A 14,806-nucleotide genomic window follows, 5' to 3' on the forward strand; every position below is an offset into this window, starting at 1 on the left:
GTGTCGTGCTTAGGAGGCAAGGTTCATTTGATTAGATCCCAGCTTATATGGTATTAAGATCTGTCTTTTATTTTTAAAATACGCTTTGCTGCGGTTTTTGCTTCTTCCGTATAACCACTATTTTTATCTGCAATACTTTTTAACTCCGATTCAGGCTTTGATTGGAACTTTCGCTGATAACTCTTAATTAGTTTTTCCGATTCTCTATTCTTGTCTGTCAAGTCTTGTTCTGTTAACTTCTTTTCAGGAAACACTTCGTTTAATTGCTTTTTGTTTAGGGCAAGGTATATAATCAATAAAACTAAAAATATTGGATTGAAATTAATGGAGCCAATACTGAATGTAATGTTCGAATAATAAATGTCAATCAAATTGATAATTCCAAGTATCAAAGTTAGCCCGAATACATAAACAAACATTTTTTTATTCTTGAAATAGAATATTGTTGAAACTCCAGTAAGTACTATTGCTAGATAATGCTTGTAATTCAATACATAATCCGTTAGAAGTGTAATTCCGATTGAATAGAGTAGGAGAAGTATACAAATCAATAATGGGATTATTTCTTTTTTTATCATATGTTGGTTAAGATACATAAATTAAAGATTAGATTTTATACTCCATTAATTTCTAATCTTGTTGGTTATCGTATTTTTTAATTTTTCATTCAAGTTTCTTATGAAATCTTTTCGTGCGACAAGTTCATGTAGTTCGGCTTCGAATGTTTTTGTTTGGCTCAGTTTTGGGAATAATAGCTTCCCTTTTGCAATTGAATAGGTTAGCAAGACATTGAAATAATTATATAGTAAAATCACCTTTTGAATATAGTCGGTTTTAATAACGGTAAAGCCAATGCGTTGTGCAGTTCTATCGTTGATGATGTAACTTGTTCCACGAATTTTGATGTTTTCAGTCTTATTATTTTCGTTTTCTTCAATAAGGTTCAAAAGCCCTTCTAGATATTGCTGAATTATAAAATTCACTCTTTGTTTTCCATTCATCTTTTGGTCAATTACAAAAACATAATCAAACAAGGATCCTCCGTGTATTTTGATCATTCCACTTTTTGGCTTTTCAGACAGGAAAAGTGATGAGTGATATCGCAAACCACCGCTCTTTTTTAAGGAAGGTGTATCAAAGAAAGGGGCAATGATAGATAGTGTTATCGGGAAGGTTAAAATCACCAATAGATAAAACCCTGTTCTAAAAGAGATAAATAAAGAGGTTAGGATTGCTACTAATGAAATACACCCAATCAAAAATTGAATTTGATTTTGTTTTCTTTTTGGTTTTGCGTAAAATCTGTGTTTCAAATTATTCGTAGAGTTGTTGTTAACGATCTGGTGTAATAAGGGTAGCAGTTTTAAGTTTGTTATAGGGTGCCACCTGCTGGTTCTTTTAATTCAGTTTCGCGAGTTGTTCGTCAATTTCTTTATGGATTCTGTTTAATTGCTGAGTGTATTTGTCGGTATCTTCTTCAATTGCTTTCTTAAATAATTCAAAAGATTCTAGCCTTAATTCTGCATACTTTAGAAGAATTTTGTTTTGTTGTAACAACTCAGAAGGTAAATTTTCAAAATTGTTGGTTTTATTGATAATCTCAATGTTTTCTTTCCATTTGGGGATAGTATTAGTTTCTAATTCTTTAATTAAGGAATCATCTGATTCTGTATTTATATGGTCATAGAATACCAAAGTCTCTTCTTCGTTCTTAGAGAATACACTCAGTTCTGTATCATATTTGTCATAAATTTCATTGTCTGTTCCTAAGAATACATATCCAAATATTCCTATGAGGAGGATTAGTAAAGAAATAAATCCAATACCTGCTGCTCTCCAACCTGAGAAAAAAGAATTTCCATTCTCTTTATGTAACTTTAAGATATCTCCTTGTTTCCATTCGACAATCCCCCAAATAATACCTGTATACGTTATAGGAATTAATTGTCGCGGGATTTTATCAATTATATTTTCTGGAATCATAAACATTCCTGTAAAAAGTATAATCGTTGATAGTATCCCAATGATTAGAGCATTTTTTCCTTCATTCGGTTTATCTAAGGCTTTGAAATTTTCGCCTATCATATAACCGGCTGCTAATGGACCGCCTAAAAATGTGGCTCCACCAATAGCTTTTGAAGAGTAAAGCTTAATTTTTTCAGTTTTATTTTCTATTTCATTCATTTGTTTTATGCTTACGGGTAACGTTTACTATATGTGTCATGGCAAGGCAAAATGTTACCTTGCTTTTCGGTTTTTTGGTGTATGGGTTACCAATTTTTTCATTATTGTAAACAATGTGTCGTGCTAATAAGGGAAGAGTTACTTCATTAAATTTTTGACATTCATACTTTTGTTGAGTCTAGCCGCAATTATATAGCAATCTTAGAGGGTGTTATTTCAAGTAATTTTGCATAATGCTAAAATAATTTGATTCATATGCATTTACCGTTAATCCAAATTGTGCATTGAAAGCTGATTCGAATGTAGCCCCTTGTTGAATTGCCAGGTACATTTCAATAATGTCCTGATAGGATGTATTCAATCCGTTTGCGTCAACCAGATAAGCTACAGAAAGACCAAACAACGGATAATAGTCTCCATCAGAAGAACTGGTTCCGGTTGGCTGCTCCTGAATCGATATGGGATTACCTCCATTGGTATTTTGCCAATCAACAAGCTCATCTAGGGTAGTGTACCTGGTACCATTTGAAACCAGAACGGCAATACCTTCCCAAAACCATCTGTGAGAAGTAAACTCTGTTGGCGAAGACACTAAATAGGAGAGTTCTACCAGGTGCATTAATTCGTGTTTAATACCTTCTCGGTTAAAATTCCATTCATCGTTTGATAAGGGCACAAATCCATTTTCGGGCATACCCACAAACATACTAAAATGAGGATGAGTACCTACAAAACCTCGACCATCATCTTTGTGATGACCAATGTGTACCTTTCCATTAAAATTAAAAGAACTACTATTAAACAGACTTTTTAGTTCTGAAAGAGATGATTCTGCATACTCAGAAATATAAAGCCTTCTGGCTGGGTCTGTTGTATTAGAAAATATAAAGAAATTTGGGGTTTCAAGCACTAGATCATCCGGGGTGTAAAAATCACTTCCAGATCCATTATATGTTTTTCCAAGATTCCATTTTCCTCTTGGATCATCAGTTACACTAATTTGAACAGACTGTGTTATCACCTCATTATTACTAAGTGTAACTTCGCAGCTTAGCGTATGCTGATTTGCAGAAAAGAAGTATTTTCCTTGAAAAAAACTGTTTTCGAGATTACCATCTATATTAGAGAACCACTCGATTTTATTATAATCAATAGATTTTCCGTTTTCGTTAAACAATGATCCTCGTAGAGCGACCAAATCTGTATCTGATAGGGAATTGAGTTCTGATGCATTAATTTCTAAAGTGACCTCCCCTACATGATTTTCACTATCATCATCACTACTACAGGAGCAGATTAGGATGGAGATCATTAGTAATCTTAGTTTATGACTGATTTTCATTTGTGTGTTAGGTTTAAATATCGCCTGCAACCCCTCGTAAACCGTATATTGGCATATAATGGTTATACGGTTTATCTAGCTGTAGGGGAGATGTAAATTAACAATTATTTTTGAAATGAGTAAGTATTGTGTTAATTATGAAGGGGTTCTGCTCACTCTAAGTATCATTAAAATGATAGTCAATTTTAATTAAGATGTAAAAAGTACAATGACCATTGGCTTAATCGCCAAACCACTAACACGTTATATTATGTAATAAGCTGACTTTTTCGACTTGTGACTAATATCTTTGTGTATAGATGGTAGAGGATAAATACATTTGCTTTTCGGATAATAAGATACTAAATTAAACATAAAACGCTTCGGGTTTGTACCCGAAGCGTTATTGTTTTTACTTTGTTGTATGCTTGCTTTTTCTTCTTTTTTAGTTTGGAGAATTTAGACCTAGTTTATTTCCTTCAGTATCGATAAACAGGGCAAAAAAACCATTTTCATCTGCATGGGGAGTTTTGGGAACAATAATTTTTCCTCCATTTTTTTCAACCTTATCAAGTATGGTTTGAAGATTATCTCCGCCATTTAGATATATGGTTACCCCATCAGCAGAAGGTTTTTGTCCTTCTACCTTCATTATAACTCCTGTAACCACTTGTTCTTCATAAGGGAAAATTCCCATTTCCATTCCTGGTACTTCCATTTTTTCAATGTTAATATCCAAAATTGCTTGATAAAAGTTAATGGCTCGTGAAATGTCTGTTGCCGGAATTTCAAAAAGAGAAATAAAACTATTCATATCATTTATATTTTTTTCTATTGGTAAATCTTGTTTTTCTATTTCTGAGTTAGGTTTGTTCTGGCTGTTACAAGCCATAAAAACAAAAACAAACAGAATGGCGATACTTAGGATTATTTTTTTCATGTACTTTAATTAGGTTGCACTACAAAATTATATTTGATAGGAGAATTGAAATTGTAAAAATGCGACACTTGAATGCTATTTGTAGAAAAGGGTAGAAAGAGCCATATTTTCATTTCCTAAAAACTCTTTTGGAGTAGTTCCGATAAATTCTTTAAAATCTTTAATAAAGTGTGCCTGGTCGAAGTATTCACTTTCGTAAGCAATGTTGGTTAGGTTTTTATCACCACTAAGTAACATTTTTAAAGCGCTTTGCAAGCGCAATACCTTACCTAACTGCTTAGGGCTAATGCCAATCTGCTTTCTGAAATTTCTTTCCAGCTGCCTTCTTTGCGATAAATTATCTTTTAAAATTTGATTTATCGAGGTACTTCCATTCGTAGCAAGTAGGGCGTCTACGGTTGTTTTTACTAAGTTTTCGATAGTTGTACTCTGATTGAGTTTGTTTAAAAGAAATGTTTCAATAATTTCAATACGTTTTTGAGTACTGGTTGCTTGAGTGATTTTTTGTTCTAACTCTTTTGCAGGAATCTCGCCAAATAGATTTTCGATTGGTGTTTCAGTATCCACCAATTGCTCAAGTGGAGTGTTTATGAAGTTGGCGAATCCAAATGGGTAAAAACAAATGGCGAATGACTTAACATTTCCTATAGGTTCTATATAATAAGACTTTGTTCTTTGCCCCATTACCATAGAATTTGGGTGTATTACAAAATCATTTTCAGAGATATACCGTTTAATTTTATCTTCGAGATTAAAAGTCATCTCAATACACCCATCAGGAATAATTTTTTGTTTTTGATTAGAGGGGTCAAAAGGAACTTCTAAAGTCCAATAAAACTTAACTATAGCACTTAAATCTGGATGTGGTTGAAACGTTTGATAATTCATTTGCAGTTTGTTTTCTTAAGTAATGTAGAACGTTAACATATAGTAAGCAGGGTAGAAAATAAGCAATTGTTTTTGGTTTGACCACAAGTCAAATCAAAAAAATGGAGAGATCGCAAACTATTACAAACCTCTAGAGCTAACATAAATCGACCTATTTGCTATATTTAGGGTTGGCAAATTGTTATTTGTTTTTTTTGAAAAAAATAATTCAAGTGAATTATTTTTATTTATTCGGGTATTATTACGATCATTCGAACAACTATGAATGTCCAAAAACCTAGTGCTGGTAGCGATAATCCAATTAAAGTCCATTTTTTCTTCAAATCTGTCCATGTTTTCCAGTATTTTACTGTTCGTCCAACTACTGCTAAGGCAAGAATAAAAGCAGTTATCATAGCGGGAAGAAAAAACATAAAATTAAATCCAAAATTATGAGGTGCGTAACCTTCATTAATTCCTAAAAGAAGTTCTCGTAAAAAGTTAATTCCTATGGCAAAAAGCAAAATTCCGGAACTAGCGAATGCCATTCGAGTCGATGATTTAATTTTCTTTTTATGAATTTCGGATAATATCATTTCTTGTTTCTCCAAGGAAGCATGTGCATTATATAAATTGTTAGTTACTTTTACTTGATTGTAAAACTTCGTTCAATTAACTCGAATCCATCTTTGTTCTTGGTTTTATCTTCGATTGCCTCGTGTTTTATGATGGCAAAAGCTTTGTTGTTCTCATAAAAAAAATGAATAATACCCTCGTGTTTTAGACCATGTATACTTGCTGTAAATTTTACCGACATAGTGTTTATAGTGTTGAATTTATCTCGACTCTCTTTTGCAAAACGTAAATTAGAATTACTGAAGTTAATGTCGTTTCTTAATTCATTTTTATAAATAGTTATCCAATTGTTTAAGTCTAATTCTCTATTTATCCAAGATAAGGTAATAATACCGCTAGAATTTAGTCCATCTTTTTCTATTGATAAATAATAACCTTGGTCTTCTAGATTTTCTTCATAAGTTATCTTCCATCCTTTTGAGTAGGTTAGAGAAACTCCTTGTTTTTCGAATTTTGTTTGTGAAGTCTCTTGAGAAAAACTGCAAATAGAGAGTATCAATATTGAAAACAGGATGCTTTTCATTTTATTTTTTGTTGATTGTAATTAGTGGTTGTTTGTACGAAAAATATCGATTATAACTTATGGGTTTTTACTTGATTATTGATGGTTTTTGTTTCTTTTTTAACCTATAAAATTTTGATGCCACACAGCAAAAAGCAAATTACCTTTAAAGCAGTACTAAATTGTTTTAATTTTTATAATGTTGTACTTATTTTTTTTATCCGTCGTAGTTGTCTAATTTCCAGCCTTTTTTAGGTCTTATTTTTCTCCAATCCCAATACTTGTCATATAGTTCGTCATGAAAAAAATCGAGATCTTCAGCTAGCTCATCTGTTTTGTCAACGAAACAAATTTCAGTCCATTTTCCAAAACTTTCATCTGGTTCTGAAGTTCCGTCAATTATATTAAATAAATCAAACAGAACACCGGCAGAGTTATCAGCCAAAATTTTCCTCAAAGCACTTTTTAAATTAGGGTCATTTTTCAATTTTTCCAGTGAGCGATTTTCTTCTTCGGTAAAACCGCAATTTGGTGGATATGTTATAAAATCCATTTCATCACCTTTATACAATTTATCAGAAATGAAGTCTGCATTTTCCTCAATCTTTTGATTAGCGGATAGTAAAAAAGTTTTGATGTTATGTTTTGATAGTTTCATTTTTTAGGCATGTTCGTTAAGATACATAGTTTACACAAGTTAAAGATTAGGTGTTTACACTAAATTAGTTTCTAATCTTGTTGCTTGTTGTTTCTTTCTTTGGTTTCTATAATATACTTTCCAAACTCTGTGTTTAGCATTTTGTAGCCATTAGCTAAAACGTTGCTTCAATTTATTTAATTTGAATATGTCTTTCATCATTACTTTTATGCAATGCTTTTAACTGTGTTATAAGCTCATTTGTTTTTACGACCTCAATATTGGTATTTGGAATAATTATATTTTTCCAAGTCCAATTGTGATGCTGGATTATCAAATTTGCCTTTAGATGTTCGCGATCTCCTGTTGTGTGTCCGTCAGATATCATTGTAACATTAAGTTCTTTACTTAAACAAGAGCGAAAGGTTGTGTCAACACAAAGTTCTGTTACAGCACCTGTGATGATTACATCTTTCACCTTGTATTCTTTTAGAATTGATTCTAAGTCCGTTTTAAAAAAAGAATCGCAAGCCGTTTTTGTAATTTTAATATCATTATCAACTACATTTAGTTCGTCAATTATTTCCCAACCTTTGGAACCTTGATTCATATCTTCTTCAACACTTCCATTATGTTGTATGAAAATCACCAAGCCATTTTCATCTCTGACAATGGAAGCTAAGTTATTGATTCTATTTATTACACCATCTTTATCATATCTTGGTGTGGTAAAAACAGATTTTTGCATATCAATTACCAATAGTGCTTTCATAGATTCTTGTTTTTAAATGTTTTACAGAATTGTATATAGTTACCATAGCAACCATATTTCTATATAAGTAGCTAAATTAATGAATTTTAGTATGGAATAGAACTGTAAATTTATACGATCGATCGTAGTCATATCAAAGCATAATGTTTGTATAAAGAAAGGACTAAGAAGTGAGTTCTGAGCTCTCTTTTTAGCCCTTAATTATGATCTAATCCAATAAAAGTTGAGTTACGGCAGCAGTATTCATCGCCCATTTTATATCATAAGGCTCATCCGCTTTATTTATATCAGAAACTATGGTTAAGCCTTGCGCTTCTGCCTTAAGTTTAAGAATATTACCGATAGTAAGTTTACTATCTAATTTTGCTAATAAAGCTTCTACTCCCTTGGTATCTAAATTTTGAACTACCTGACCACCAAAACTCATTTCTAGCCATACAATTTCTCGGTTTTCAATATCAAGAACCCCAAATACTAGTCCTTTTGACATGGTTTGAGTAATTCTAACTTGATGTTGTACACAAGAAGGATCGTATGCTACTCCGGTTTTAGCCGAGATTTTCATAGGATACTTACTATCCATCCACCCTACAACAAGATTAGGAGATAAATTACCATTGGTATAGGCATTACAGGTAAAACTTACATATTTAGCCTTTTTAGAGGCTAATTCATCAAGGTTTATGTCAATATATTCTGCAGTACCTACTTTATCAGGAATTTGTTGAATATCTCCACTATGTTTACATCCAGGGATAACCAACTGAGAGTATGAGCAAAAAGAAGATCTGTTTTCGTAAGCAACGCTACAGCTTAGGTCCATATCCAGATGTTGGGCATTTAGCCCTTCTCCCCATTGCATGAATAACCTAACAATGTTTCCTTCTACAGGAAATTTGGTTCCCATTAATGCAGATGGTAAATCCTGTACAGTATCGCTTCTGTCTCCAATAGATAGAGGTATATTATACAAGCCTTCATCTATATAAATAGTCTGGTTCTTATTTTCAATCGATGAAAATCTTCTTTTCATTACCTCAATGCATAAATCTTCAATTTTTGATTGCATCGCTTTTAGGTGGTCATCTTCGTACAACTGTAAGAACTTGTTAGCAGAAATACGTTTGTTTGTCCCTCCCAGAGGTTTTACATTTCTTGATGAGGTCTTATCAAAATATATTTGCGCATACATATTTAATGTAAAAAGCAATCTGGCAGGGATATTATCTATAATTTCAGAGAAGTGTTTTAATGTCACATCTTCCCCAAACCATAACATGTTTGAAAATAGTGATCTGGCAAACAAGCCTGGTCTTTGCTTTAAGAGTTTAAAAGTGTTCTCAGCATCACTTTTTAATCGATAATGATTGATTTGTCCTTGCCATACGGTATAGGTCTGGTTATAAAAAACATCTAAAAGCTGAGCGAGTTTTTCAAACCCTTTTTTCTTGGCATATTCTGCTAATCGTAGCGCTCTGATAAAACGTATCCATATACCACGTTTGGGATGCATAATTTCGCAAGACTTTTCTGGTATCAATGCCAATCCATTTAGCCATGTAGCTACTTGTTTACATTCTTTTCTTGAATACTTTAGCTTCAAATCTGCTTTAGCTTGTAGTTTTGCTTTTCCACTTTGATCAACCATACTAAATGCGCGAGTCGAATTTTTGGCTGCTCTGTTAATGATGGTTTTTGGTTCTATCACCTGTAGAAAACCAGTGTGTTTATACCATAAATATCTTAATATATCATTCGGATTCTTAAATAACACTTGTGCCTCTTGGTTTCTGTCAGTATTTGCTAAAGTGTCTATAACAAGCATTAGCGTCTCTTTTATACCGATTTCTATATCTTGAGGAATAGGGAATTGATCTAAAAGTATTTTTAAACTATCCACTTGTGTAGCATCTAATGCTGTTTTTGAAGCTAAGAGGTCAATATAAAATTGATTTAGATCCTTTTCGGTCCATAGGTTTAGGGTTTTTAATTTGCTTCTCTGGTTATAATTTTCGATGTTACCAAACTCAAAAGGAGTTCCACAAAAAGGACAACCGTTGTACCTTTCTAAAGGAAATGTACCTTCTGGTATGATATGACCACAGGCTAATCTGGTTCCTTTGTTAGTTTGAAAAACAGTACCAAAAAACGTGATGATATGATCCAGAGCTGTTTCATTCGTAGGGATATTCCATTCTTTTACGAGTGGTGTCCAATTTTTTTGTACTCCTGTTATTTCTTTCAGGACTTCGAGAAGTTCCAGTTTTGATTTTGGATTTGTATTGTTTAGCGCATGTAATAGCTCTTCAGAAAATGTAAAACCTAGCTTAGCGGCGTTTGCTACCAAAACAGAAGTCGTTTGATTCAGTGTTTTATGATTGCCTGTGATCGTATCTTTAGAAAGATAAACGGCATTTTGTCTTAAGCTTATTTTTAGTACATCTTTTTTCATCATAGTATTATTAAATTAAAGTAAGATAATCCTGCTTCTGTGTTCAAACCCAAATCGAATGGCTTACGCCAGGAAGTAAGAAGCAATTGACCTTATTTTGTATAGTAATGTAACACCTTCTCCCGATTTTTAAAACTACTGTTTAATACCGTTATGAAGTATGATGTTACTCCCTATTTTGTGAGGCAGGTGGGATTCGAACCCACGACCTGGGCGTTAAAAGCGCTGGAGTAAGTTTATATTGACCTAATTGGTAATCTTTAAACAATTTTGGACTCGAACCAAAAGCCCCTTATGCGGGACTTTTACCTGTTGAAGTATGTTTAAATTGACCAGAAAGAATATTTTTTCACCTTAGGTATTCTAGTTTATATGGTAATTTATAAACTAACCTGCTCTATCCATCTGAGCTACTGCCTCAATTTTATTAAAATCGGGTAATTATAAAAGTCTTTTCTTGGATGAGTGAAGTAACTCTTATTTGACCTGATTTTTATGTTAAAGAACGTTGTCTTGTTATTTATTGATTCAAAGGTGATATCTTATTGCGCAATAATTTTTCGTAGATGTAAAATTTTTATAAAATTTTTAGAATGAGTTGTTGTTTTGGGGATGGTATAATCTTCTTTTGTAATGTATAAGTTTAATTTGAGGAGATTCTAAAATTGTGAATATCTATTATATGTATCAGTAGTGAGAGCTTTTTTAAAAATATATATTTGGCATCCTAAAAAAAGAGATATGAGTACAACTTGGTATGAGTGTAAAGTAAAGTATAGAAAATTAAATGATTCTGGAGTGCAAAAGGTTACCACAGAACCTTATTTGGTAGATGCATTATCTTATACAGAAGCCGAAACCAGAATTAATGAAGAAATGTCTGCATATATTAGTGAAGAGTTTAAAATCACAAATATAAAACTGGCAAATTTTGCAGAGATACATCCGTTTGAGAATTCTGACCGTTGGTTTAAATCAAAGGTTTCTCTGATTGCTTATGACGAAGAAAGTGGTAAAGAAAGAAAAACCAGTATGTATCTGTTAGTACAAGCAAACGATGTAAAAGAGGCTTATGATAATACAAATAGTATGATGAAAGGTTCTACCAGTGATTATACAATTCCGGCTATTTCTGAATCTCCTATCATGGATGTTTTTCCTTATTTTACAGGAGAAGAAGAGCAGTTAGAAAAGTTTAAATCTACAAGAGATGCTAATGTATCCAGAGAAGAAGAACCAGAAACTCCAGAAGTTCGAGAAGAGTTAGAAACGCCAGTAGAAGCAAATATAGCTGATAGAAAAGAGTATTTTGAAGAAGAATAAAGTACTCTAATGAATTACTAATATTTTTGACAATACATTTGGTATTGGTAAAAGAATATAACTTTCAAAAAAATCCCCTCTTTTCTTGTTGTTTAGAGGGGATTATCAATAAATTTAGAAACACCTTTTTCTTAGAATTAGTCGATACTATGATTTCGTTTCGTAGCATTTTTATATTCTAAAGTTAGGTGCATTCAAATAATAAAACTAGAGTTAAAAGAGACTTCTAGTTTAATGTGTTATTTCTTCTCTTACATGATGCATAAATCTATAGTATAGATTTTTTGTTAATAGAATTTTCCAGAGCTTTTTTAAAAAACACTTTAGACATTTTAAAAATAAATTGTTCTTGAGAATTTGGTCGTAGTATCCTGTAAAAATTATTTTTTTGAGTGCTTCAATAATATTTGTTAATAAAGAAAATATGAAGGAAAAATACTACTTCATAAATATATACGTTAATAGATGCAAATAATAAAAAAACAACAAAATATTAATCGAAGTAAAATACCAAAATATATGTAAAAAAGGAGGTCTAAAGGACAAACCTCCCTAAATATTGTTAATTGTCCAAATTAAACTCAACAAAATGAAAAAACTGAATTTATTAGCAGTAATCTTGTTGGTGACTATCGTTGTTTCTTGTTCCCGCAATGACAATGATTATGATCCCAACGTAATTAAAGATGAAAACACCGAACTTCTTGAAAAGAACAGTGTTACTTATTCATCTGAGGAATTAAAACTCTATGAACTAATCATGGAGTATCGACGAGAAAATGGTCTAAAAAGTATTCCTTTATCAAACTCTTTGTCTTTTGTAGCCCAATCACATGCTAGAGATCTAGTAGAAAACAAACCAGATATTAGTGAGGATTGTAATGCGCACAGCTGGTCAAATAATGGGAATTGGTCTGCTTGCTGTTATACATGGGATCACGCCCAAGCAAGTTGTATGTGGAATAAACCTAGAGAAATGACCTCATATACGGGATATGGTTTTGAAATAGCCGCTGGAAGTTCGAATCCAATTTATGATGGATACATTATGACTGCCGATTATGCTCTTCAATCATGGCAAGGAAGTTCTCATCATAATGATGTGATCTTAAATGGTGCATGGTGGAATAGTGATTGGAATGCTATAGGGATTGGTATGTACGGCGGATTTGCAACTGCCTGGTTTGGTCATGCACATGATCAATAAATATGGGATTTCTTGTTTTCTGAAAAATCAAATTTTACTGATACTCTGTTTCAGAAAATAATTAATGACATACTTACTACATCTATTGGACTAGAAAAATGATGTAAATAAAACCACCTTCCTTAAAAAATATAGGAAGGTGGTTTTTAAACTTTATAGTAAATGATTAATATTTAATAACGTAAAGTTTTAACAAACTACATTATCAATTTAAATATAATGAAATAATATATACCGTATAAAAAAGCTCTTTTATTCTATAAATCAACACTCCTTAATTCAATTTTTAGGAGGTTGTCTTAACAGAAAAAGTCGATTAAGACTTTATTGATTCGGAGCTCCTTTTAATCTTTTTTCAATCTTTCTTTTTATAACTGTAAGTCGTTTCATCAGATCCATTAATTCAGGATCTTTTTTTTCTTTATAAAGTTCGTTAACGCTTAAGATTATATCTTTTACTTCTCTAGACGCAACAATACGCTCACTATTGGTTGTAAAAGACATTTTTCTTTGCTCAAATTCTAATGCTCTTTCGAGAATGTCCATAATATTTTGTTTACTAAATTATCGTTTTAAAAAAGTGTAATCTATCAGTTAGTAAATCACTGCAAAGTTAACCTAATTTTTAATTTTTTTTTATAAACTTAACCTATCTTAAGAAATTTAGTTAATAAAGTTTAAATAAACAACACATTTGAATGTAATTATGTTTTTTGTAAATTAGAAAGGACTAAAAAAAAGCCCTTTTATAATATAAATTCTCAAAATAGGCGTACAATTTTCGTGAATTTGTTATAAAATAACGTTTTTTAAATTATGTAGCATATTCCTTGTTAGGGAGATAAATAAAAAAACAAGTTTAAATTGATGTGAAAACTATTCTTTATATACAATCTGTATTAGATGATATAACAGATCAAAAATGTTCTGTGTTAAAAAAAGAGGCTTTGACAAAAGGATATTATACAGTTTTTTGCTTTGCAAGCAAACATGATATCGAAGAGCCAATAGTAGTGCAAAATGAGTTTGTTTTAGAATTAGAAAGTAAAATAATAGAGTATTCTCCAGAATTGATTGTTTTGCATACAGGTATTGCTTTTAGATGCTATCCTGCGCAAATTTTACAGTCACTTACCATAATTAAGTTTAAATACCCTGAAATAAAAGTTATTCATGAACCAATTCCTCTGCTTGATATTAATTTTGACAGAGTTAGTTTTTTCTTTGATAAAAAGAAAGAGAGCACAAGAACCGAATTCTTATTTTGGCTATTGGGTGATAATGAGATTTTTGATAAACAAGAAGAGTATTACAAAATATGGAATTTATGGAACAACCAAAATCAATAACTGAAATTATTCTTACCTCCACTGTACTCGCATCAATTGTGACATTTGTTTTGACTGTTATTTTTGGTCAAAGGCAGAAATATAAATACGATAAAAAAATAAAAGAAATTGAGAGAGATCACCATCTTGAGATTGAAAGATCAAAAAATGATTTTGAAAAAAAACTAGAAAAGACAAAACAAGAGTTTCAATTAAGACTTGAAGCACAAAAAGAGGAGCATGAAAGAAAGATGGAGGTTTTAAAGAGAATTGAAAGTGTTCGGTATGATAGTTTTGAAATTGTTGCTGAAACCTGTTATCGTGCAAAGAACCTATCAAGAGCTATTTCAAAAGGAAGATCAGAAGACAATGCGATAGAACGATTATCACAACTTAAAGGAAATATTGAAAACCTCTTATTTAAGGGAGGTGTTCATTTAAAAAAAGGAGAAATATTTAAAGAAGTTCATGCCTATAAGAACCTGTTAGAGATTTACATTATACAAATACATAAAAATCTAAATAAAGACATGCATGATTCTGATGAAAAGGATGTTGAAAAAATATACAACAGAATTGAAAATTTATTTAATAAAATTGATGAGCTAATCTTAGAAAAAATATATTAAATTAATCA

Annotated in this window: 16 protein-coding genes; 4 read left to right on the forward strand and 12 right to left on the reverse strand. The window is 31.6% G+C overall.

Features of this window, described 5'->3' with window-relative positions; genetic code table 11:
* Nucleotides 1-53 precede the first annotated feature (53 nt).
* The 11 genes from C1X07_RS22640 to C1X07_RS22690 form a co-directional block, all read right to left on the reverse strand.
* Entirely contained in the window at nucleotides 54-578 is a 525-nt protein-coding gene (locus tag C1X07_RS22640; protein WP_103072334.1) for a hypothetical protein, read from the reverse strand.
* A gap of 45 nt (nucleotides 579-623) precedes the next feature.
* The gene (locus tag C1X07_RS22645) at nucleotides 624-1,313 is read right to left on the reverse strand and encodes a hypothetical protein (protein ID WP_241507317.1); all 690 of its coding nucleotides are present in this window, start codon (nucleotides 1,311-1,313) and stop codon (nucleotides 624-626) included.
* 85 nt (nucleotides 1,314-1,398) lie between these two features.
* Nucleotides 1,399-2,184, reverse strand: coding sequence for a hypothetical protein (locus C1X07_RS22650; protein ID WP_103072336.1), 786 nt, complete (start codon nucleotides 2,182-2,184; stop codon nucleotides 1,399-1,401).
* A 211-nt stretch (nucleotides 2,185-2,395) separates the two neighbouring features.
* The gene (locus tag C1X07_RS22655; protein WP_103072337.1) at nucleotides 2,396-3,526 is read right to left on the reverse strand and encodes a hypothetical protein; all 1,131 of its coding nucleotides are present in this window, start codon (nucleotides 3,524-3,526) and stop codon (nucleotides 2,396-2,398) included.
* 424 nt (nucleotides 3,527-3,950) lie between these two features.
* The gene (locus tag C1X07_RS22660) at nucleotides 3,951-4,445 is read right to left on the reverse strand and encodes a VOC family protein (protein ID WP_103072338.1); all 495 of its coding nucleotides are present in this window, start codon (nucleotides 4,443-4,445) and stop codon (nucleotides 3,951-3,953) included.
* 75 nt (nucleotides 4,446-4,520) lie between these two features.
* Nucleotides 4,521-5,333, reverse strand: a complete 813-nt coding sequence (locus C1X07_RS22665; protein WP_103072339.1) for a helix-turn-helix transcriptional regulator — start codon at nucleotides 5,331-5,333, stop codon at nucleotides 4,521-4,523.
* Between the two features lie 227 nt (nucleotides 5,334-5,560).
* Nucleotides 5,561-5,860, reverse strand: a complete 300-nt coding sequence (locus C1X07_RS22670) for a hypothetical protein (protein WP_103072398.1) — start codon at nucleotides 5,858-5,860, stop codon at nucleotides 5,561-5,563.
* Between the two features lie 98 nt (nucleotides 5,861-5,958).
* Nucleotides 5,959-6,471: a hypothetical protein gene (locus C1X07_RS22675; RefSeq protein WP_103072340.1), complete on the reverse strand. Its 513-nt coding sequence runs from the start codon at nucleotides 6,469-6,471 to the stop codon at nucleotides 5,959-5,961.
* Between the two features lie 196 nt (nucleotides 6,472-6,667).
* Nucleotides 6,668-7,108 (reverse strand): hypothetical protein, encoded by a 441-nt coding sequence (locus tag C1X07_RS22680; protein WP_103072341.1) that lies wholly within the window; start codon nucleotides 7,106-7,108, stop codon nucleotides 6,668-6,670.
* Nucleotides 7,109-7,280: 172 nt separating this feature from the next.
* Nucleotides 7,281-7,859, reverse strand: coding sequence for an isochorismatase family protein (locus C1X07_RS22685; protein WP_103072342.1), 579 nt, complete (start codon nucleotides 7,857-7,859; stop codon nucleotides 7,281-7,283).
* A gap of 208 nt (nucleotides 7,860-8,067) precedes the next feature.
* Complete coding sequence (locus C1X07_RS22690) at nucleotides 8,068-10,311, reverse strand: hypothetical protein (RefSeq protein ID WP_206604270.1); 2,244 nt, start codon at nucleotides 10,309-10,311, stop codon at nucleotides 8,068-8,070.
* A 741-nt stretch (nucleotides 10,312-11,052) separates the two neighbouring features.
* Here C1X07_RS22690 and C1X07_RS22695 point away from each other — a divergent pair.
* Complete coding sequence (locus tag C1X07_RS22695) at nucleotides 11,053-11,634, forward strand: DUF4494 domain-containing protein (RefSeq protein ID WP_103072399.1); 582 nt, start codon at nucleotides 11,053-11,055, stop codon at nucleotides 11,632-11,634.
* A gap of 589 nt (nucleotides 11,635-12,223) precedes the next feature.
* On the forward strand, nucleotides 12,224-12,841 hold the full coding sequence (locus tag C1X07_RS22700; RefSeq protein ID WP_103072344.1) for a CAP domain-containing protein: 618 nt from the start codon (nucleotides 12,224-12,226) through the stop codon (nucleotides 12,839-12,841).
* Nucleotides 12,842-13,165: 324 nt separating this feature from the next.
* On the opposite strand, the gene C1X07_RS22705 is transcribed toward C1X07_RS22700, so the two are convergent.
* Nucleotides 13,166-13,387: a hypothetical protein gene (locus tag C1X07_RS22705; RefSeq protein ID WP_103072345.1), complete on the reverse strand. Its 222-nt coding sequence runs from the start codon at nucleotides 13,385-13,387 to the stop codon at nucleotides 13,166-13,168.
* A gap of 323 nt (nucleotides 13,388-13,710) precedes the next feature.
* On the opposite strand from C1X07_RS22705, the gene C1X07_RS22710 reads away from it, so the two are divergent.
* On the forward strand, nucleotides 13,711-14,190 hold the full coding sequence (locus tag C1X07_RS22710; protein WP_103072346.1) for a hypothetical protein: 480 nt from the start codon (nucleotides 13,711-13,713) through the stop codon (nucleotides 14,188-14,190).
* Complete coding sequence (locus C1X07_RS22715) at nucleotides 14,169-14,798, forward strand: hypothetical protein (protein ID WP_128755376.1); 630 nt, start codon at nucleotides 14,169-14,171, stop codon at nucleotides 14,796-14,798. The genes C1X07_RS22710 and C1X07_RS22715 overlap by 22 nt, the downstream gene beginning before the upstream one ends.
* The last annotated feature ends 8 nt before the right edge of the window (nucleotides 14,799-14,806 follow it).

The sequence above is a fragment of the Aquimarina sediminis genome (assembly GCF_002895435.1).
GTDB lineage: Bacteria > Bacteroidota > Bacteroidia > Flavobacteriales > Flavobacteriaceae > Aquimarina > Aquimarina sediminis.

Excerpts from the sequence above, each read along its gene's own strand:
- C1X07_RS22640 (WP_103072334.1), bottom strand. The coding sequence starts at position 578 with ATGATAAAAAAAGAAATAATCCCATTATTGATTTGTATACTTCTCCTA.
- C1X07_RS22650 (WP_103072336.1), bottom strand. The coding sequence starts at position 2,184 with ATGAATGAAATAGAAAATAAAACTGAAAAAATTAAGCTTTACTCTTCA.
- C1X07_RS22655 (WP_103072337.1), bottom strand. The coding sequence starts at position 3,526 with ATGAAAATCAGTCATAAACTAAGATTACTAATGATCTCCATCCTAATC.
- C1X07_RS22660 (WP_103072338.1), bottom strand. The coding sequence starts at position 4,445 with ATGAAAAAAATAATCCTAAGTATCGCCATTCTGTTTGTTTTTGTTTTT.
- C1X07_RS22665 (WP_103072339.1), bottom strand. The coding sequence starts at position 5,333 with ATGAATTATCAAACGTTTCAACCACATCCAGATTTAAGTGCTATAGTT.
- C1X07_RS22670 (WP_103072398.1), bottom strand. The coding sequence starts at position 5,860 with ATGGCATTCGCTAGTTCCGGAATTTTGCTTTTTGCCATAGGAATTAAC.
- C1X07_RS22675 (WP_103072340.1), bottom strand. The coding sequence starts at position 6,471 with ATGAAAAGCATCCTGTTTTCAATATTGATACTCTCTATTTGCAGTTTT.
- C1X07_RS22680 (WP_103072341.1), bottom strand. The coding sequence starts at position 7,108 with ATGAAACTATCAAAACATAACATCAAAACTTTTTTACTATCCGCTAAT.
- C1X07_RS22685 (WP_103072342.1), bottom strand. The coding sequence starts at position 7,859 with ATGAAAGCACTATTGGTAATTGATATGCAAAAATCTGTTTTTACCACA.
- C1X07_RS22690 (WP_206604270.1), bottom strand. The coding sequence starts at position 10,311 with ATGAAAAAAGATGTACTAAAAATAAGCTTAAGACAAAATGCCGTTTAT.
- C1X07_RS22695 (WP_103072399.1), top strand. The coding sequence starts at position 11,053 with ATGAGTACAACTTGGTATGAGTGTAAAGTAAAGTATAGAAAATTAAAT.
- C1X07_RS22700 (WP_103072344.1), top strand. The coding sequence starts at position 12,224 with ATGAAAAAACTGAATTTATTAGCAGTAATCTTGTTGGTGACTATCGTT.
- C1X07_RS22705 (WP_103072345.1), bottom strand. The coding sequence starts at position 13,387 with ATGGACATTCTCGAAAGAGCATTAGAATTTGAGCAAAGAAAAATGTCT.
- C1X07_RS22715 (WP_128755376.1), top strand. The coding sequence starts at position 14,169 with ATGGAACAACCAAAATCAATAACTGAAATTATTCTTACCTCCACTGTA.